Origin of the sequence: Phenylobacterium sp. (assembly GCF_016124325.1) — a bacterium.
Lineage (GTDB): Bacteria > Pseudomonadota > Alphaproteobacteria > Caulobacterales > Caulobacteraceae > Phenylobacterium.
The window spans coordinates 42,640-60,959 of the sequence record NZ_WGNY01000016.1; the positions used below are offsets into that span (position 1 = coordinate 42,640).

The 18,320-nt window shown below is 68.4% G+C and carries 15 protein-coding genes and 1 riboswitch; of the genes, 5 read left to right on the forward strand and 10 right to left on the reverse strand.

Annotation, left to right across the window (positions count from 1 at the left end; genetic code table 11):
- Positions 1 to 5: 5 nt before the first annotated feature.
- From narJ to GC203_RS08860, 4 genes are all read right to left on the reverse strand, one after another.
- Positions 6 to 707 carry a nitrate reductase molybdenum cofactor assembly chaperone gene (gene narJ / locus GC203_RS08845; protein ID WP_293453421.1) on the reverse strand — a complete coding sequence of 234 codons (702 nt, stop codon included), beginning with the start codon at positions 705 to 707 and terminating at the stop codon, positions 6 to 8.
- A complete protein-coding gene (narH, locus tag GC203_RS08850) occupies positions 708 to 2,234 on the reverse strand; it encodes a nitrate reductase subunit beta (RefSeq protein WP_293453423.1) in 1,527 nt (508 codons plus the stop codon).
- Positions 2,231 to 5,962: a nitrate reductase subunit alpha gene (locus GC203_RS08855; protein WP_293453425.1), complete on the reverse strand. Its 3,732-nt coding sequence runs from the start codon at positions 5,960 to 5,962 to the stop codon at positions 2,231 to 2,233. The genes narH and GC203_RS08855 overlap by 4 nt, the downstream gene beginning before the upstream one ends.
- Positions 5,963 to 6,058: 96 nt before the next feature.
- Positions 6,059 to 7,408: a nitrate/nitrite transporter gene (locus GC203_RS08860; protein WP_293453427.1), complete on the reverse strand. Its 1,350-nt coding sequence runs from the start codon at positions 7,406 to 7,408 to the stop codon at positions 6,059 to 6,061.
- 313 nt (positions 7,409 to 7,721) lie between these two features.
- Here GC203_RS08860 and GC203_RS08865 point away from each other — a divergent pair, with 313 nt between their 5' ends.
- Complete coding sequence (locus tag GC203_RS08865; RefSeq protein ID WP_293453429.1) at positions 7,722 to 8,492, forward strand: cyclic nucleotide-binding domain-containing protein; 771 nt, start codon at positions 7,722 to 7,724, stop codon at positions 8,490 to 8,492.
- A 10-nt stretch (positions 8,493 to 8,502) separates the two neighbouring features.
- Here the strand turns inward: GC203_RS08865 and moaA are convergent, their stop codons facing one another.
- The 3 genes from moaA to GC203_RS08880 form a co-directional block, all read right to left on the reverse strand.
- Entirely contained in the window at positions 8,503 to 9,480 is a 978-nt protein-coding gene (moaA, locus tag GC203_RS08870; RefSeq protein WP_293453431.1) for a GTP 3',8-cyclase MoaA, read from the reverse strand.
- Positions 9,470 to 9,607: riboswitch (molybdenum cofactor riboswitch) on the reverse strand. (Overlaps the previous gene by 11 nt.)
- 58 nt (positions 9,608 to 9,665) lie before the next feature.
- On the reverse strand, positions 9,666 to 10,835 hold the full coding sequence (locus GC203_RS08875) for an NnrS family protein (RefSeq protein WP_293453433.1): 1,170 nt from the start codon (positions 10,833 to 10,835) through the stop codon (positions 9,666 to 9,668).
- A 55-nt stretch (positions 10,836 to 10,890) separates the two neighbouring features.
- On the reverse strand, positions 10,891 to 13,194 hold the full coding sequence (locus GC203_RS08880) for an adenosylcobalamin-dependent ribonucleoside-diphosphate reductase (RefSeq protein WP_293453435.1): 2,304 nt from the start codon (positions 13,192 to 13,194) through the stop codon (positions 10,891 to 10,893).
- A gap of 74 nt (positions 13,195 to 13,268) precedes the next feature.
- On the opposite strand from GC203_RS08880, the gene GC203_RS08885 reads away from it, so the two are divergent.
- Positions 13,269 to 13,817 carry a hemerythrin domain-containing protein gene (locus GC203_RS08885; protein ID WP_293453437.1) on the forward strand — a complete coding sequence of 183 codons (549 nt, stop codon included), beginning with the start codon at positions 13,269 to 13,271 and terminating at the stop codon, positions 13,815 to 13,817.
- A 112-nt stretch (positions 13,818 to 13,929) separates the two neighbouring features.
- On the opposite strand, the gene moaB is transcribed toward GC203_RS08885, so the two are convergent.
- Positions 13,930 to 14,493: a molybdenum cofactor biosynthesis protein B gene (gene moaB / locus GC203_RS08890; RefSeq protein ID WP_293453439.1), complete on the reverse strand. Its 564-nt coding sequence runs from the start codon at positions 14,491 to 14,493 to the stop codon at positions 13,930 to 13,932.
- 2 nt (positions 14,494 to 14,495) lie between these two features.
- On the reverse strand, positions 14,496 to 14,786 hold the full coding sequence (locus GC203_RS08895) for a MoaD/ThiS family protein (RefSeq protein WP_293453441.1): 291 nt from the start codon (positions 14,784 to 14,786) through the stop codon (positions 14,496 to 14,498).
- A 193-nt stretch (positions 14,787 to 14,979) separates the two neighbouring features.
- Between GC203_RS08895 and GC203_RS08900 the strand changes: the two genes are divergently transcribed.
- A complete protein-coding gene (locus tag GC203_RS08900; RefSeq protein ID WP_293453443.1) occupies positions 14,980 to 15,327 on the forward strand; it encodes a hypothetical protein in 348 nt (115 codons plus the stop codon).
- A gap of 262 nt (positions 15,328 to 15,589) precedes the next feature.
- Here the strand turns inward: GC203_RS08900 and GC203_RS08905 are convergent, their stop codons facing one another.
- Positions 15,590 to 16,375 carry an SDR family oxidoreductase gene (locus tag GC203_RS08905; protein ID WP_293453445.1) on the reverse strand — a complete coding sequence of 262 codons (786 nt, stop codon included), beginning with the start codon at positions 16,373 to 16,375 and terminating at the stop codon, positions 15,590 to 15,592.
- A gap of 209 nt (positions 16,376 to 16,584) precedes the next feature.
- Between GC203_RS08905 and GC203_RS08910 the strand changes: the two genes are divergently transcribed.
- Together GC203_RS08910 and GC203_RS08915 are read left to right on the forward strand one after the other, a co-directional pair.
- The gene (locus GC203_RS08910; protein WP_293453447.1) at positions 16,585 to 17,253 is read left to right on the forward strand and encodes a TetR/AcrR family transcriptional regulator; all 669 of its coding nucleotides are present in this window, start codon (positions 16,585 to 16,587) and stop codon (positions 17,251 to 17,253) included.
- Between the two features lie 150 nt (positions 17,254 to 17,403).
- On the forward strand, positions 17,404 to 18,288 hold the full coding sequence (locus GC203_RS08915) for a crotonase/enoyl-CoA hydratase family protein (protein WP_293453448.1): 885 nt from the start codon (positions 17,404 to 17,406) through the stop codon (positions 18,286 to 18,288).
- Positions 18,289 to 18,320 lie beyond the last annotated feature (32 nt).

The following is an 18,320-nucleotide window of genomic DNA, read 5'->3' on the forward strand; positions in this document are numbered from 1 at the left end:
TATCCTCAAGCCGCCGGGCGCACGCGCCGGGGCGCGGGGGCGGTCTGCATCGCCTTCACAAGCGCGTCGGCCTTGGGGCAGCCGACCTCGGAAGGCCCGAAGGTGACGGCGGTCTCGGCCCAGAGCTTGTCCATGGCCTCGAGGTCGTCGGGATTGTCGTCGGGTTCGGCCATCAACGCCGTCAGCGCCTCGGCGTCGGCCCCGTCGGCCGAGAGCGCGGCCAGGGCGCCGAACACCGCGCGATAGGGGCTCTGGCGCTTGTGCAGCCGCTCCCCCAGGGCGTGCAGGACGTGCGCGCCCTCGCCCAGCAGCGAGGCGGCCTCGTCATCGGGGAGGGTCGAGAGGAACTCCAGGAACACCGGCAGGTGATCCGGCAGCTCATTGGCCGAGAGTTCGAGGCCCTTGGCGCGATAGAGCTCCAGCAGCGCCACCATCGCCTGGCCGCGGTCGCGGCTCTCGCCATGGACGTGTTCATAGAGGTTGAGCGAGAGCGAGCGCGTCCGGTCGAAGAGCCAGACGTAGCGCTCCTGGGCCTCGTAGAGGTCGGCGCCTGCGAGGTCCGCACACAGGCGGACCAGAGCGCGGCGGATCGGCCCGGGAATCCGCAGGTCGGCGGACACGACCTCCGACGCGGCCGGGAGCAGGGCGCGTCCGGCCTCCGTCGGATAGCTGAGCAGGAGGGCCAGGGCCCGATAGGTGAGGGACATCTATTCGACCTCCGCCGTGGTGGGCGCGCGCGAGCGCTTCTTGGGGCCGAACAGGCCCAGTTCCGTGCGGCCGCCCGAGCAGCCGTTGCCGAAGGTGAAGCCGCAGGAGCCCTTCAGGTCGTAGGCGTCCTCGACCGCCTCGCGGTGCGTCGTGGGGATGACGAAGCGGTCCTCGTAATTGGCGATCGCCATGTAGCGGTACATCTCGTCGATGTGGGCGGCGGTCAGGCCGACCCGCTCGGCGATGGCGTGATCGATGCGGCCGTCGACGGTCTTGGCGCGCATGTAGCTGCGCATGGCCAGCATCCGCTCCAGCGCCTGGACGACGGGCGGCTCGTTGCCCGCTGTAAGCAGGTTGGCGAGGTAGCGGACCGGGATGCGAAGGCTGCGCACATCCGGCATCTCGCCGTCCATCTCCAGCGCCCCGGCCGAAGCGGCCGACTGGATCGGCGACAGTGGCGGGACGTACCAGACCATCGGCAGGGTCCGGTATTCCGGGTGCAGCGGGAAGGCGACCTTCCAGTCGATGGCCATCTTGTAGACCGGGCTGCGGCGGGCGGCCTCCAGCCAGGCCTCCGGGACCCCGTCGCGGCGCGCCTGGTCGATCACCTTCGGGTCGACGGGATCCAGGAAGACGTCGAGCTGGGCCTGGTAGAGGTCCTTCTCGTCCGGCTCGGCGGCGGCGGCCTCGATACGGTCGGCGTCATAGAGCAGGACGCCGAGATAGCGGATGCGGCCCACGCAGGTCTCGGAACAGACCGTCGGCTGGCCCACCTCGATGCGCGGGAAGCAGAAGGTGCACTTCTCGGACTTACCGCTCTCCCAGTTGTAGTAGATTTTCTTGTACGGGCAGGCCGAGACGCACATCCGCCAGCCGCGGCACTTGTCCTGGTCGATCAGGACAATGCCGTCCTCCTCGCGCTTGTAGATCGCGCCCGACGGGCAGGCGGCGACGCAGGCGGGGTTGAGGCAGTGCTCGCACAGCCTCGGCAGGTACATCATGAAGGTCTGTTCGAACTGGCCGTAGATCTCCTTCTCGACCCCTTCGAAGTTGTAGTCGGCCGAGCGCTTCTTGAACTCACCGCCCAGGATCTCCTCCCAGTTGGGGCCCCATTCGATCTTCTCCATCCGCTCGCCGGTGATCTTCGAACGCGGCCGCGCGGTCGGGAACGCCTTCATCTCCGGCGCCGTCTGCAGGTGGCCGTAGTCGAAGTCGAAGGGTTCGTAGTAGTCGTCGATCTCGGGCAGGTCGGGGTTGGCGAAGATCTTCGCCAGAATCCGCCACTTGGCTCCCATCTTCGGCTCGATCCGGCCGTTGGCCTTGCGGATCCAGCCGCCGTTCCAGCGCTTCTGGTTCTCCCAGTCCTTGGGATAGCCGACGCCGGGCTTGGTCTCGACGTTGTTGAACCAGGCGTATTCGACGCCTTGCCGGTTGGTCCAGACGTTCTTGCAGGTGACGGAGCAGGTATGACACCCGATGCACTTGTCGAGGTTCAGCACCATGCCGATCTGGGCGCGGACTTTCATTGGCGGGGCTCCACGGCCGACTTGGGCTCTTCCAGCCAATCGACCTTGTTCATCTTGCGGACGACGACGAACTCGTCCCGGTTCGCGCCCACGGTCCCGTAGTAGTTGAAGCCGTAGGCGAGCTGGGCGTAGCCGCCGATCATGTGGGTCGGCTTGGGCACGGTGCGGGTGCAGGAGTTGTGGATGCCGCCGCGCAGGCCGGTGACCTGCGAGCCCGGCGTGTTCATGATCTTCTCCTGCGCGTGGTACATGAAGGTCGTGCCTTCACGGATGCGCTGGGAGACCACCGCGCGCGCCGTCAGCGCACCGTTGGCGTTGAAGACCTCGATCCAGTCGTTGTCCTCGATCCCGGCGTTGCGGGCGTCCACCTCCGACATCCAGACCACCGGCCCGCCGCGGTTCAGCGTCAGCATCAGCAGGTTGTCGGAATAGGTGGAGTGGATGCCCCATTTCTGGTGCGGGGTGATGAAATTGAGGACGATCTCGGTCTCGCCGTTTGGCGTCTTGCCCTTCACCCAGGTGGTCTTGAGGTCGACGGGCGGGCGGTACACGCACAGCGCCTCGCCGAACGCCCGCATCCACAGGTGGTCTTGGTAGAGCTGCTGACGGCCCGTCAGAGTCCGCCACGGGATCAGCTCGTGGACGTTCGTGTAGCCGGCGTTGTAGCAGACCTTCTCGCTTTCCAGCCCTGACCAGATCGGCGAGGAGATGATCTTGCGCGGCTGGGCGACCAGGTCGCGGTAGCGGATCTTCTCGTCTTCCTTCGGGAGCGCCAGGTGCGCGTGCTCGCGGCCGGTCTGCTTGCCAAGCGCCTCCCACGCCTTGACGGCGACCTCCCCGTTGGTCTCCGGCGCCAGCATGAGGATCGTCTCGCAGGCGTCGATGTCGCTTTCGATGCGCGGCAGGCCCTCGCTGACGCCGGCCTCCATGACATGGCCGTTGAGCTCGCCCAGCAGGCCGACCTCATGCTCGGTGTTCCACGTCATGCCCTTGCCGCCGTTGCCGGCCTTGGACATCAGCGGGCCCAGAGAGGTGAACTGCTTGTAGAGGTTGGGGTAGTCGCGCTCGACCACGGTGATCTGCGGCATGGTCTTGCCGGGGATCGGTTCGCATTCGCCGAGGTACCAGTCCTTGACGTCGAAGGGCTGGGCCATCTCCGCGGCGCTGTCGTGCTGGATCGGGGTGAGGACGACGTCCTTCTCGACGCCCAGGACTTCGGGCGCGACCTCGGAGAACTTCCGGGCGATCGCCTTGAAGATCTCCCAGTCCGACTTCGACTCCCACGCCGGGTCCACGGCCGCGCTCAGCGGGTGGATGAAGGGGTGCATGTCGGAGGTGTTGAGGTCGTTCTTCTCGTACCAGGTGGCGGTCGGAAGCACGATGTCCGAGTAGACGGCCGTGGTGGACATCCGGAAGTCGAGGGTGACCAGAAGGTCGAGCTTCCCTTCGGGGGCCTCGTCATGCCAGGCGACGTCCATCGGCTTCTGCCGGCCGGTCTGGCCCAGGTCCTTACCCTGGACGCCGTGGGCTGCGCCCAGGAGGTGCTTCAGGAAATACTCATGGCCCTTGCCGGACGAGCCCAGCAGGTTCGAGCGCCAGACGAACATGTTGCGCGGCCAGTTGGCTGGGTCGTCGGGGTCGTGGCATGAAAGCTCGATGTTGCGGGCCTTCAGCTCGCGCACCGCGTAGACCTTGGGATCGACCCCGGCCGCGTCGGCGGCGCGGGCGACCTCCAGCGGATTGGTCTTGAGCGAGGGAGCCGACGGCAGCCAGCCCATCCGTTCGGCGCGGACGTTGAAGTCGATCAGCGAGGCGTTCCAGGGGCCGTCCGGCGCCGTCGGAGACAGGATCTCGGACGCGCTGACGGTCTCATACCGGTACTGGTCGGTGTGGGCGTAGAAGAACGACGTGGAATTCTGCTGCCGCGGCGGGCGGATCCAGTCGGTCGCGAAGGCCAGGGGCGCCCAGCCGGTCTGCGGCCGCAGCTTCTCCTGGCCGACGTAGTGGCTCCAGCCGCCGCCCGACTGGCCCACGCAACCGCACATCACCAGCATGTTGATGACGCCGCGGTAGTTCATGTCCATATGGAACCAGTGGTTCATCGCCGCGCCGATGATCACCATCGACCTGCCGTTGGTCTTCTCGGCGTTGGTGGCGAAGCCGCGGGCCACGGCGATGATCTGCTCGGCCGGGACGGTCGTGATCGCCTCGGCCCAGCCGGGCGAGTAGGGCTCCAGGCTTTCGTAGCTCGTCGGCATGTGCTCGCCGCCGAAGCCCTGGTCGACCCCGTAGTTGGCGAGGAACAGGTCGTAGACGCTGGCGACCAGCGCCTCGCCGTCCTTCAGCTGCATCCGCTTCACCGGCACGTTGCGAACCAGGATGTCGGGGTGCTCGGTGGAGGCGAAGCCGTTGGAGGCCGTGTTGGCGAAGTAGGGGAAGCGGACGCCCACCACCTCGTCATGAGCGCCTTTCAGGCCCAGCCGCAGCACGGTGTCGGCGCCGCCGGCGTCCTTCTCCTCGAGGTTCCACTTGCCATCCTCGCCCCAGCGGAAGCCGATCGAGCCGTTGGGGACCACCACCTGCCCAGTGACCTCGTCGATGGCGACGGTCTTCCATTCCGGGTTGTTGGTCTGGTCGAGGGCGCCGTCGAAGTCGGCGGCGCGCAGCAGACGCTCGGACACATAGCCGCCGTCCTGGGGAACCAGGCGCACGAGCATGGGCAGGTCGGAGTACCTGCGGATGTAGTCGCGGAAATACGGGACCTGCCGGTCGACGTGGAACTCCTTGAGGATCACGTGGCCGAACGCCATGGCCAGCGCCGCGTCCGTGCCCTGCTTCACCGGCAGCCACAGGTCGGAGAACTTCGAGGCCTCGGAATAGTCGGGGCAGATCACCACCGACTTGGCGCCGCGGTAGCGGGCCTCGGTGTAGAAGTGCGCGTCGGGCGTCCGCGTCTGCGGGACGTTCGAGCCCCACAGCATCAGGAAGCCGGAGTTGTACCAGTCGGCGCTTTCGGCGACGTCGGTCTGCTCGCCCCAGGTCTGCGGGGACGACGGCGGCAGGTCGCAATACCAGTCGTAGAACGAGCCGCAGACGCCGCCCAGGAGCTGCAGATAGCGCGCCCCGGCCGCGTAGGAGACCATCGACATGGCCGGGATCGGCGAGAAGCCGAACACCCGGTCCGGGCCCCACTGCTTGACCGTGTGGGCGTTGGCGGCGGCCACGATCTCGGTGACCTCGTCCCAGGTGGCGCGCACGAAGCCGCCGGATCCGCGCATGGACGTGTAGCTCTTGCGCTTCGCGGAGTTGTTCTGGATCGAGGCCCAGGCGGCGACCGGCGCCATCGTCGCCCGCGCCTCGCGCCACAGCTTGAGCAGCCGCGAGCGCACCAGCGGATACTTCACCCGATTGGCCGAGTAGAGATACCAGCTGTAGCTGGCGCCCCGCGCGCAGCCGCGCGGCTCGTGATTGGGCAGCTCCGGACGCGTCCGCGGATAGTCGGTCTGCTGAGTCTCCCAGGTGACGATCCCGCCCTTGACGTAGATCTTCCAGGAGCACGAGCCCGTGCAGTTCACGCCGTGGGTGGAACGGACGATCTTGTCGTGGCGCCAGCGCGACCGGTACGCCTCCTCCCAGGCCCGGTCCTCGTCGTTCATGACGCCGTGGCCGTCGGAGAAAAGCTCAGTCTTGCGCGTGAAGAACGCCAGGCGGTCGAGGGTGTTGCTCATTCTGCGGGAACCTTGATCAAAGGCGCGCCGGGGCGCGCGCGAGCCGGGTGTCGCCAACGAAAGCGCCTCGGCTGGTTGTCTTGTGGGCGCCGCCTCTCATTCGGCGGCCGCCTTCACTCCGGCGGGGCGGTGCGGATCCTCGAAGTGGAGCTGCGCCATTTCCGGAAGCTGGGGCAATTCGGCGAGCGTGGGGGCGTGCTCGCGTTCCATGCGCAGGACCGCAACATGCATCCAGGCGAGCGCCGTTCCCACCAGGATGAACAGCAGCATGAAACAGCTGGTCCACACGTGGGTTAGGTCGTTGAGCGCGCCGAACGCGATCGGCAGGACGAAACCGCCCAGGCCGCCGATCATGCCGACCACTCCGCCGACGGCGCCGATGTGTTCGGGGTAGTAGACCGGGATGTGCTTGAACACCGCCGCCATGCCCAGCGCCATGAAGAAGCCGAGCGTGAAGATGAGGACCGTGAACACGGGCAGGGCTGTCGCGACACGAAACTGGATTGGACCGTCGATGCCGTCGACGACATAGGTCGTGGCCGGATAGGAGAGCACGAAGGCGGCGGCCAAGCTCACGCCGAAGGTCAGGTACATGACCGTGCGCGCCCCGATGCGGTCGGACAGCCAGCCGCCGAAAATCCGGAAGAGGGCAGCCGGCGTCGAAAAGGCGGCCGCCATCATGCCGGCGGTCCGGATGTCCAGTTTGTAGACGCCGATCAGGTAGCGCGGCAGCCACAGGGCCAGCGCCACCGACGCGCCAAAGACGAAGAAGTAATAGAGGGCGAAGCGCCAGACCTGCAGCCTGCGCAGGGGCGCGAGCTGTTCCAGCATCGAGCGCGGCTTCTGCTTGAGCGCTCGGCGGCGCGCCAGTTCCGGCTCGTCCCTGGTGACGAAAAAGACTAGCACGGCCACGATGGCGAGCGTCGCCGCCCAGATCTGGGCGACGGCCTGCCATCCCATCGCCAGCAAGACGAGCGGCGCCGCGAGGTTGGTCAGCGCAGCGCCGAGGTTGCCGGCGCCGAAGACGCCGAGCGCCGTGCCCTGTTGTTTCGGCGGATAGAACTTCGAGACATAGCCGACCCCGACCGAGAAGGTCGCGCCCGCCAGCCCGAGACCCAAAGCCGCCAGAAGGAACTGCAGATAGCTGTGGCCGTACGAGAGCAGGAAGGCCGAACCGGCGGCGACGAGAGTCGCCGCGAGATTGACCCGGCGCCCGCCGAACTGGTCAGCCCAGACTCCCAGCGGCAGGCGCGCGAGCGAGCCGGTCAATATGGGGGTGCCGGCCAGCAGGCCGAATTCGGCGTCCGTGAGTCCGAGGTCGGTCTTGATGCGGAGGCCGATGATCGAAAATATCGTCCAAACGGCAAAGCAGGCTGTGAAGTGCAGCGTGCTCATGCCGAGCGCCACCCGGGCGCCAGGCTGGCCTGATACGGTGGTGTCGGTCACAGCGCCCCTCGAGCGATTGCGGGAGGCCGCTTGCCTCCCTATTGGCCCGAAGATGTGCCGCAACAGCGCTGAGTTGGCCTTGACCAACATCAAGCAAAAGCGAACTCGCTAGATCTGCTTCTGATTTTGGCGCGACGAACCAGCGCAGCGGACGCGAAATACTGAAATCTAAACCTACATCAACTGATGGCTTGATGTTCATCAAGCGTCGAACCCTCGCGGTGGCGGCGGGATTGACGAAGATCAAGGCAGCTGACCGTCACTTGGCGCCTGTTGCACGGGACATTCTGTGGGAGGGCCTGCGACCGTGCCGATGCGACCGGCGGATCTGGACCGCGTAAGAGCCCTGCCGCTCTTCTCGGATTGTTCTGACGCGACCTTCCGAGACGTCACTGCCGGCGCCTTCCTTCAGCGCTTTCCTCCCGGCACCACCCTGCTGCTCGAAGGCGACCAGGTCGACTTCCTCTACGTTCTGCTCGACGGCATCGTCGAACTTGAAGGGACGTGGAACGACAAGGAGACCACCCTGTCGATCCTGAAGCCGGTCTCCACGTTCATCCTGGCGGCCGTCGTCCTGGACGCCGACGGCCTGATGACCGCGCGAACGCTCGAGCGATCCGACATCCTGATGCTGTCGGGCGAAGCGATCCGGCGGGCCATGAAGGCCGACGCGGGCTTCGCCTGCGCGGTCGCCGAGGAGTTGTCCGGCTGTTACCGGGGTCTGGTCCGCACGCTGAAGAACCAGAAGCTGCGCGGCGGCATCGAGCGCCTCGCGAACTACCTGATCACCCAGAAGGTCCGGTTGGGCGGCGAGCCCACCTTCACCCTCCCGCACGAGAAGCGCGTGCTGGCCTCGCTGCTCGGCATGACGCCTGAGAACCTGTCGCGGGCCTTCGCGACCCTTACCGACTATGGCGTCGAGACCAAAGGCGCGGAGGTCACAATCGGTCGTCCTGCGGTGCTGGAGCGGCTCGCGAAACCAACGCCCATGATCGACAATCACCAGCCGGTGAAGGGCGGCCCCACGGGCAAGGCGCAGCGCGAGCGCTGGCCTGTCGCCGGCGACCGGACGCAGGCGGCCTGACCAGCTCTGTCTAGCCGCCGAACTGCGCCAGCTGCCGCGTGTCGCCGCTGTTGGCCTCATGCAGACGGTGGCCGGCCGGCTTTCCGATGAGCGCCCGAACGATGCGCGCCTGCAGGGCGTCCGGTTCGTCCGCCTCCAGGAGGTCGCGTAGATCGACGCCCAACTCCCCGAACAGGCAGAGCCGCAGCTGGCCGCGCGCGGTGACGCGCAGGCGATTGCAGCCATCGCAGAAGCCCGGCGCGTAGGGGGCGATGAGGCCGATCCGTCCCACGTAGTCCGGATGGCTAAACTCCTGGGCCGGCCCGTCGTCCAGGCCGCGTGGCCGGGCCGTCCACCCCCGCTCCGCGAACCACGCCGTGAGCACCGAGCCCGGCACGTGCTGATCGGCGAAAAAGGCGGTGGTGTCGTTGGTGCGCATCAGTTCGATGAAGCGCACCGCCACCGGGCGATCGCGGACGAACTCGGCGAAGGCGTCGAAGCCTCGGCCCACGCCACCGCGCAAGAGGACGCCGTTCACCTTGACGCTCGGCACGCCCAGCGCGACGGCCGCGTCGAGCCCGCGGACGATCGACGCCAGCCGGTCGTGACCGGTGATCCGGCGGAAGCCCTCCGGGTCGAGGGAGTCGATGCTGACGTTGAGGTTTGTCAGCCCGGCTGCGCGCCACGCAGCCGCCTGCCGCTCCAGGTTCCAGCCGTTGGTCGTCAGACAGATCTTCTCGACCCCTGGGACGCCCGCGGTCCGGGCGATGATCTCGGGAAGATCGCGACGCACGCTCGGCTCGCCGCCGGTCAGACGCACCTTGCCGACACCGAGGCTGGCGAAGGCCCGCACGACCCGTTCGCATTGGTCCGGGGGCAGGAAGCTCTCCGCGCCGGTCTTGCGATAGCCGTCGGGCAGGCAATAGGTGCAACGGAAATTGCACACCTCGGTGATCGAGAGGCGCAAATAGCGGAAACGGCGGCCGAAGCCGTCGACGAGAACGCCCAAGCTGGCTCCTTTCCAAGCACGGGAGGCGGCGGCGTTTCCCCCGGCGCCCTTGCCGGATGTCCGGCGCGGCGTCCCGGCCGTGGCGCGGATGCGCGGTAGGCCCTGACGCTCGGAGCGACGTGCGGCCCAGACGTCCGCACATTTGCGCTTCTAGACCAACGACGGCGGTCCGGCCTTGACGGCGATCAAGCGGTTGCGCGCGGCCGGGTCAGCATCGGGGCATAGGCGATCACGAAGCCGCCGAAGGCCGACGACCATAGGACGGCGGAGACGATCAGCAGGCCCGGTTGGAAGGTCCCGGCGAACGGCGCGGCGACGCGGACGAGCGCCGCCAGGTTGATCAGAACGTAGATGGCTGTGGTCCCGACCCCCGCCGCCAGCACGCGTCCGGTGTGGCCGCGCGTTGCGCGGGTCATGACCGCGAGCGTCATCACGCCGACCGCGCCGGCCGTCAGCGCGTGCACGCCCGCGGTTCGCGGAATCTCGGACCAGAGGCGTGACGCGCCGAGCAACCCAAGGCCGACGGCGAGCCAAGCGTAGCCCAGGTGAAGCACCCACACGAGCGGCTCCGACCGGGCCGCCCAGCCGCGCCAGGACGCCAGACGGGCGACATTGGCCAAACCCGCCAGGAGGAGCGCGGCGCCCGTCGCCGGGACTTCCGGCGTCATCGCCCAGAGCAGGGCGGCGAGCCCTGTGAGGCCGAGCGCGGCCTGGTCCAGCCGTCCCGCGGTTGCCGGTTCCGGCGTCAGCCGGCGGGCGCGCATCCAGTTGCGGGTGAAGCTGGGCGTGATGCGCCCGCCGATGAGCGCGATCAGGACCGCCGCTGCGCCGAGGGCGAGCCGCTCGCCCAGGCCCGAGCTCCACAGACGGCTGTCGATGTGGAAGGCGATGTTGCCCAACGCCATCAGCGAGACGAGCCCCGCAACCGGCAGGTTGCGCCAGTTGCGGCCGGCCAGCACCTCGCGCCAGACCACGCCGGCGAAGACGACCAGGAACGCCGCGTCGATCACAGCCGCGATCGGTCCGATCAGATAGGCGAACAGCATGGCGAGGCGTCCGGCGAGCCAGAGGCCGGCGAGCCCGGCCAGTGGTCCCCCGATCACCGGCATTCGGCCGGTCCAGTTCGGGATCGCGGTGGTGAGAAAGCCCGCCACGACCGCCGCCAGGAAGCCGAACAGCATCTCGTGCACGTGCCAGTCGCGGTGCACGCCCGCCGCGAGGCTCGACTGTAGGCTCCAGATCCACAGCGGCACGGCCAGGGCGGCCCACGCCGCGCCCATCAGGAAGAAGGGGCGGAAGCCGAAGCTGAAAACGGTCGGGCCCGTGTAGGCGCGGCGCGCGGCGGCGGTGGACATGGCATTCCCCTACCACCGGGACGGCAGATGCGCCTTGATGGGGGTCAAGCGTTCGCTAGCCGCATTTCGAGTAGCCGCAGCCGAGGCAGGTGTCGCAGCCTTCCTTTCGGACGAGTCCGAAGCCGCCGCAGCGCGGGCACGCGGCCGCCGCGAAGGGCCAGGCGGGCGGCGGATCGGCGATCGCCGTGTCTTCGGCCGATGCGCCAAGATGCCGCTCGATAACCCCGCCGATCGCGGCGAGCAGCGAGGGCACATAGCGTCCCCCGACCCAGGCGCCGCCGCGCGGATCGAACACCGCCTTCAGTTCCTCGGCCACGAAGCCGACGTCGCCGCCGCGCCGGAAGACGGCCGAGATCATCCGCGTCAGGCCCAGCGTCCAGGCGTAGTGCTCCATATTCTTGGAGTTGATGAAGATCTCGAAGGGCCTGCGACCCTCGACGTCCACGATGTCGTTCAGGGTCACGTAGACCGCATGCGCGCTCTCCGGCCACGAGAGCTTGTAGGTCGCGCCCAACAAGGCTTCCGGCCGCGGGGTGAGCGTCGGCGCCTTCTGGACCGGCGCCGCCTCAACCACGGTGGGCTCTGCCGACAGCACAGATCCCGTGATGGCGTTCGGCCGGTAGGTGGTCAGGCCCTTGCAGCCCGTTCGGTAGCCGAGGCGGTAGATGTCGGCGAAGGCTTCGAAGCCGATGTCGGTCGGGCAGTTCACCGTCTTCGAGATCGAGCTGTCGATCTCGGCCTGGGCGGCCGCCTGCATGCGCACATGCGCATCCGGCGCGAGCGTCTGGGCGCTCACGAACACCTCGGCCGGCGGCGGCGCGTCGCCGTTCAGGCGCTTCCAGACGGCGAGCGCGTAGTCCTCGACGCACTCCTCGCGGATCTGTCCGTCCGGCTGGCGCACCTTGCGCGTATAGGCGTAGGCGAACACCGGCTCGATGCCCGACGAGACGTTGCCGGCCAGCAGCGAGGTGGTGCCGGTCGGTGCGATCGAGGTGAGGCAACCATTGCGCAGGCCGTGCCGCGCGATGAGGGCGCGGGTTTCGGCGTCGAGTGCGAGCAGGTTGGGGCGGTCCAGGATCGCGGCATCGTAGAGCGGGAAGGGGCCCTTCTCCGCCGCCAGCTCCGCCGAGGCCCGATAGGCTTCGCGCTTGATCGCGCCCAGCCAACGCCGCGTGAGGGCGACCGCCTGATCCGATCCGTAGGCGGCGCCGCAGAACACCAGCGTGTCCGCCAGCCCGGTGACGCCCAGGCCGATCCGCCGCTTGGAAATGGCCTCCGCCGCCTGGGCTTCGAGCGGGAAGCGCGACACGTCGATGACGTCGTCCAGCATCCGCACGGCGGTGCGGGTCAGCTCGGCGAGTTGGGTTTCATCGACGTCGGCGTCGGCCGCGAAGGGGGCGCGAACGAGCCGGGCGAGGTTGATCGAACCGAGGAGGCAGGCGCCGTAGGGCGGCAGCATCTGCTCGCCGCACGGGTTGCTGGCCAGGATCGTCTCGCAGTAGCCCAGGTTGTTCTGCGCGTTGACACGGTCGATGAAGATGACGCCCGGCTCGGCGGCATCGTAGGTCGCCTGCATCAGCCGGCTCCAAAGGTCGCTCGCGCGCACGGTTCGGTGGGTTTCGCCGCTGAATGTCAGCGGCCACTCGGCGTCAGCTTCGAGCGCGGCCATGAACGCGTCGCTCACGAGCACCGACAGGTTGAAATTGCGAAAGCGGATCGGGTCGCGCTTGGCGTCGATGAACGCTTCGATGTCGGGATGATCGACGCGCAGGCAGCCCATCATCGCCCCGCGCCGCTGGCCGGCCGACAGGATGGTGCGGCACATGGCGTCCCACACTTCCATGAAGCTCAAGGGCCCGGAGGCGTCGGCGCCGACACCTCGGACGGGGGCCCCGGCGGGGCGGATGGAGGAGAAGTCCATGCCGACTCCGCCGCCCTGCTGCATGGTGACCGCCGCTTGCCGCAGGTGATCGAAGATCGCGCCGAGGTCGTCGGGGATCGCGCCCATGACGAAGCAGTTGAACAGCGTCACCGCGCGGGCCGTGCCGGCTCCGGCCAGGATCCGGCCCGCGGGGAGGAAGCGGAAATCCTCCAGCGCTGCACGGAACCGGGCCTGGACGGCGCGACGCAACTCTGAGGATTCGGCATGGGCGAGCGCGGCCGCGACGCGATCCCAGGTGGCTTCGATCGATCCATCGCCTTCGCCATCGGGCGGAACGAACCGGTACTTGCTGCTCCAGATATCTCCGGCCAGCGGGCTGTCGAACGCCATCATCGCCTCCTCGAACAGGCGGAACAGGCTCGGCGATTCGGTCGGTCGGACGCCTTGGCCGCAGTCGGCTCGGGGCTTGCCGGACATCAAGCGCGAGATCGCCACGCTTCAAGGCGCGGGGCTTCGGCCCGCGCTATCAGAGAGCCCGGAGGAGTTCACACATGTACGAAGAGACGTCTGCTCCCATTCCGAATCCCGCCGTGGGTGGCGCGGCGATCCGCTGTGCGTTCTTCCCGCCGCCCCCCGCCAACGACGCCCCGGCGGACGTGAAGGGGCTGATTGACCTCATCCTGACGCGCTACCACGACACGCATCGGCGCGAGTTGCCGCAGGCCATCGCAATGGCGCGCAAGGTCGAGGCGGTGCACGCCGGCGACGCCGAATGCCCGCGCGGCCTGGCCGATCATCTCGCCTTCATGGCCGATGACCTGGAGAGCCATCAGCAACGGGAAGAGCAGGTGTTATTCCCGATGATCCTGGGCGGCGGCAGCCCGATGATCCGCTTTCCGATCGGCCGGATGATGGCCGAGCACGCTGACGTCGAGGAACAGCTGGTGCGTCTGCGCGCGCTGACGCACGACCATAGCGCGCCGCCCGGCGCCTGCGCGACCTGGCGGGCCCTGGTGATCGCCTGCCGCAAGCTGGACTTCGACTTGCGGGAACACATGCGGCTCGAGAACGAGGTGCTCTTCGAGCCGTTCCTGACCTGACGTCCGGGGGAGTCGGCCGCAGGCGCACACTCACCTCGCCGACGGCCACACAGCGAACAGCGCGGACGTCGCGGGCGGCGGCGGGCGTCTCCGGCCCGCCGCCGTTTCGCGTTCAGGCGCAGACGCCGCGGTAACGTGGAACCTGGCCCACCAGCGAGCAGGGCTTGAAGCGGCTGTCGAATTCCTGCGCCAGCACCAGGTCCCAGGCGTCGCGGCACGCGCCGGTGGATCCGGGCACGCAGAACACGAAGGTGTCGTCGATTTGGCCGGCGAGCGCGCGCGACTGCAGGGTCGAGACTCCCACGGTTCCGTAGCTGGCCTGATGGAAGACGACGGCGAAGCCGTCCATCTCGCGGCGCAGGAGCGGCCGAACGGCCTCGGGCGTGACGTCCCGCGGCGCAAAGCCTGTGCCGCCGGTCGTGACGATCACGTCGATAGTCGGATCCACAGCCCAGGCGCGGATTCGCGCCTGGATGGCCGGGACATCATCGGGAACGATCGCACGGTCGGCGAGCGTGTGGCCGGCGGCCGCCAGCCGGTCGGCCAGCAGCGCGCCCGAGGTGTCGGTCTGCGCCGTCCGCGTGTCCGAGATCGTCAGTACGGCGATGCTGAGCGGGTAGAAAGGCAGCGACGGGTCGATGCGCGCCTTGGTCGTCGGGGCGATATTGCCGTCCATGATCAACCTCCAGAGAAAGCGGGCAGGAAGGCGACCTCCTGGCCAGGCCGGATATGCACCTCGTCGTTCAGCACCAACTGCTGGTCCACGGCGGTGCGGATGTCGGCGTCATTGAGGACGTCTCCGGCCTCGATCCCGGCCGCGAGGCGCGGCTTGAGCGCGCCGACGGTGCAGCCGCCGGGCGGAATGTCGACGTCGCGCATGCGTCCGAACCGATCGGCCAATTTGCCGAAGAACAGAACACGGACCCCTGCCGTGGTTGGCGCATCAAAGGTTGACGTAGGTGCGATCATGCGGAGCCCGGGAAAAGCGTTTCGCCAAGCCGTAGCGGCTGTCGCCGCCCTTGGGTTTGTCGAAGATCAAGCCCGCCACCGGACAGGTCGTCGCAGGCCACAGCGGTTATCAAGGCCGAGGTTGACGGCCCACAATCGTGATCGGCTTCCGCGGGCCTAGCCTCATCCTGCAAGATCGCAAGGAGGCAATCTCATGTTCAGCTTGAAGACGCTCAGCGCGCTGGCGGCCGTGTCGGCGCTGGCGCTCCCGGCCGCTGCGGCGGCGCAGGACGTGACGCCGCTCCAGATCGAGGGGCATGCGCCCACCTCAATTCGCATCTCCCTGGCGGGCAAGACGCCTGATGGAGTGAAGCAGGAGGTGCGCGTGGCGTCCGGGACCGTCTGCCGCAACGCCGCCGCGAACCGCGAACTCGCCTTCTACGACGTCGACTGGTGCCGCCAGGTGACACAGACGCGGGCGATGTCGCGCTACGCCAGGATCGTGAAGTACAACGCCACGGCGCTCGCCGCCGGCGCATCGATCACTCTGGCGGTCCGTTAGCTGGTCTCGTCAGCCATTTCAGGCGTTCGCTGATCCCTGATCGTGCCGCCGTCCGAATAGTGGATCAGTGCCGCCGCAACGGCGCCCTCAGGAGCAGTTGCACACTGACTGCGATGAAATGGAAATGGCTGAAACGCCGGAGCTGGATCGGAACGGGTACTGCAGCGATGATGGTATCGCTGATGGTATTTTGGCGGGCCAAGGCTCAAATCCCCTCAGAAATTCGAGTTCTGCCGGGCCCACCAGCGCCGCCTCAAGCCGATCAGTCGAGGGTGGCGGCGATCTTGTCGCGCAGGCGGGCCATGCCGCCGATCCAGCGGTCGTAGTCGGCGGCCTTGCGCTGCATGTAGGTGGCCACCTGCGGGTGCGGCAGGATGAGGAACTGGTCGGCGGCCAGCGCCTCGACGACGCATTCGGCCACCGCCTCCGGCGACAGCACCCCGTCGACGCCCTGCGAACCGCGCGCGCCGCGGATCAGCGGCGTGTCGACCGCCTGGGGACACAGGATCGAGACCCGGATGTTCTGCGAATGGTGGGTGATCGCCAGGGCCTCGGCGAAGCCGACGGCGGCGTGCTTGGTCGTGGCGTAGACGGGGCTGCCGGGCTGGCTGAGCAGGCCCGCCGCCGAGACCGTGTGCAGGAAATGCCCGCCGCCGCGCCGGATCATCCCCGGCAGCGCCGCGCGCGCGGCGTAGACATGGGCCATGACGTTGACGTTCCAGCCCAGCGTCCAGGTCTCGTTGGAGGCCGATGTCGCGTTGTTGAAGTCGGGATCGCGCACCGAGACCCCGGCGTTGGAGCACATGAGGTCGACGCCGCCGTAGCGTTCCTCGGCGAGCGCCACGAGCCGGGCCACGTCGGCCTCGACGGCCACGTCGGTGCGGAGCGCCACGCCCCCCACCGACGCGGCGACGGCCTCGGCGCCTTCGAGGTTGAGGTCGCCGATCACCACGGCGCGCGCGCCGCCGCGATGGAACCGTTCGGCCATGGCCTTGCCGATTCCGCTGCCGCCGCCGGTGATCACGACGACTTTGTCCTGCACGTCCATGGGGCGTTTTCCTGTTCCTAGATGCAGCGCACGACTAGCAATGTTACCAATTGGGCTCAATATGTGGCGGAATGGCTCAGGCGGTCATATGAGCGTTGTTCGCCCAGGCGGCCGATGTTACCGCAAGTTGCGGTGCTGAGGCGGAAGCCCGGCCGGCGAAGCGGAGCGGATGGGCCGGATCCAGAGGCCGGACGGGAGAGGATGCGGACTTGAAGACGCCTGAGACGGCCTCGCGGCCGAAGAAGGGCCGAGGCTCGAAGCCACGGGTGAACGTCGCCGAGCGGCGCGAGGCCTACATCCGCATCGCCAGCCGGGTCTTCCTCGAGAAGGGCCTCGGCCAGGCCACCATGCAGGACATCGCCGACGCGGCGGGCGTGCCGAAGGTGCTGATCTACCGGATCTTCTCCTCGAAGAAGCACCTGCTCGACGCGATCCGCGATCACGTGATCGCCGGCATCCATGAGGCCTATGCCCGGCCGTATCCGGTGTATGGCGCGCGGGCCCGCGAGGTGGCGCGGGTCGCCGCCTCCTGCCCGGAGCCGTACCTGCTGGTGCTGCGTTACAGCCAGGCCCGGGTCGAGCAGCTCGACTGGGCCGAGGCGGTGTCGAGCACGATCGCGGCCTACACGCTCAAGCGCTGGTTCATGGTCGGCCCCGATGCGCCGCCGGGCGCCGAGGCGCGGGCGCGCTACGCGTCGCGGTTGAACGTCGGCCCGTTCATCGAGAACCTGATCCGCTGGATCGAGGGCCAGGACGGCCTCGACGAGGAAACCCGCCTGCGCTGGTGGGCGCGCATCCAGCGCGAGTACCACCTGTCGTCGCGCGAGGCTTTCCGGCTGGGCACGGTCGAGCTCAACTACCGTCTTCCCGGCGAGTGACGGCGCTCTCCGAGCGGTATTTGATACCGGCTGGGAACATTTGTGTTGCCGTGATCCGGACGCACGCCTAGCTTCGTCCCAAGGGCATCAACAGGAGGCTTCGGCCGGGGCGATCGCGCCGCCGGGAACGGAGCCCTGCGGGACGGGAACATGAGCCAGCCGACTTTCGAGACGATCCTCTACGACGTGGCCGACGGGGTGGCGACGATCACCCTCAACCGGCCCGACCGGCTGAACGCCTTCACGCCGAAGATGATGCTCGACCTGCTGGCCGTCTTCGATGTGACCGACGCCGACGACGCGGTGAAGGCCGTGATCGTGACGGGCGCCGGCCGCGGCTTCTGCGCCGGCGCGGACCTGGGCAGCGGGGCCGGCACGTTCGACGCGGGCGCGCGGGAGGCCGAGCGCCGGGCGGCGGGCGACACCGGCGACCTTAGCCGCGACGGCGGCGGCCGCCTGACCCTGCGGATCTTCCAGAGCCTGAAGCCGGTGATCGCGGCGGTGAACGGCGCGGCCGTGGGCGTGGGGGTCACCATGCAGCTGGCCATGGACGTGCGCATGGCGTCGGACACGGCCAAGTTCGGCTTCGTCTTCGCCCGCCGGGGCCTGGCGCTGGAGGCGGCCTCCTCCTGGTTCCTGCCGCGGCTGGTGGGCGCGCCGACGGCGCTGGAGTGGTGCTATTCCGGGCGCATCTTCCCGGCGGCGGAGGCGAAGGAACACGGCCTGGTGCGCTCGGTCCACGCGCCGGACGACCTGTTGCCGGCGGCCTATGCGCTGGCCCGCGAGTTCGTCGACAACGCCGCGCCGGTCTCCATGGGCGTGACGCGCCAGCTCATCTGGCGGGGCCTGGTGGCCGACCACCCGATGGAGGCCCACCGCGCCGACAGCCGCTCGATGCGCGCGCGCGGCGCGTCGGCCGACGCCAAGGAGGGCATCGCCTCGTTCCTGGAGAAGCGCCCGGCGGCGTTCCCGGACCGGGTCTCGAAGGACATGCCCGACCTCTGGCCCGAGTGGGTGGAGCCCGAATACCGCTGACCCACGGGGCGGCGCGCGACAAGGACTGGGGA

Coding starts and splice junctions, on each gene's coding strand:
- GC203_RS08875 (WP_293453433.1), bottom strand. CDS start 10,835: ATGTCCACCGCCGCCGCGCGCCGCGCCTACACGGGCCCGACCGTTTTC.
- narH (WP_293453423.1), bottom strand. CDS start 2,234: ATGAAAGTCCGCGCCCAGATCGGCATGGTGCTGAACCTCGACAAGTGC.
- GC203_RS08865 (WP_293453429.1), top strand. CDS start 7,722: ATGCGACCGGCGGATCTGGACCGCGTAAGAGCCCTGCCGCTCTTCTCG.
- moaB (WP_293453439.1), bottom strand. CDS start 14,493: ATGGACGGCAATATCGCCCCGACGACCAAGGCGCGCATCGACCCGTCG.
- GC203_RS08900 (WP_293453443.1), top strand. CDS start 14,980: ATGTTCAGCTTGAAGACGCTCAGCGCGCTGGCGGCCGTGTCGGCGCTG.
- GC203_RS08880 (WP_293453435.1), bottom strand. CDS start 13,194: ATGTCCGGCAAGCCCCGAGCCGACTGCGGCCAAGGCGTCCGACCGACC.
- GC203_RS08855 (WP_293453425.1), bottom strand. CDS start 5,962: ATGAGCAACACCCTCGACCGCCTGGCGTTCTTCACGCGCAAGACTGAG.
- GC203_RS08895 (WP_293453441.1), bottom strand. CDS start 14,786: ATGATCGCACCTACGTCAACCTTTGATGCGCCAACCACGGCAGGGGTC.
- GC203_RS08885 (WP_293453437.1), top strand. CDS start 13,269: ATGTACGAAGAGACGTCTGCTCCCATTCCGAATCCCGCCGTGGGTGGC.
- narJ (WP_293453421.1), bottom strand. CDS start 707: ATGTCCCTCACCTATCGGGCCCTGGCCCTCCTGCTCAGCTATCCGACG.
- GC203_RS08905 (WP_293453445.1), bottom strand. CDS start 16,375: ATGGACGTGCAGGACAAAGTCGTCGTGATCACCGGCGGCGGCAGCGGA.
- GC203_RS08915 (WP_293453448.1), top strand. CDS start 17,404: ATGAGCCAGCCGACTTTCGAGACGATCCTCTACGACGTGGCCGACGGG.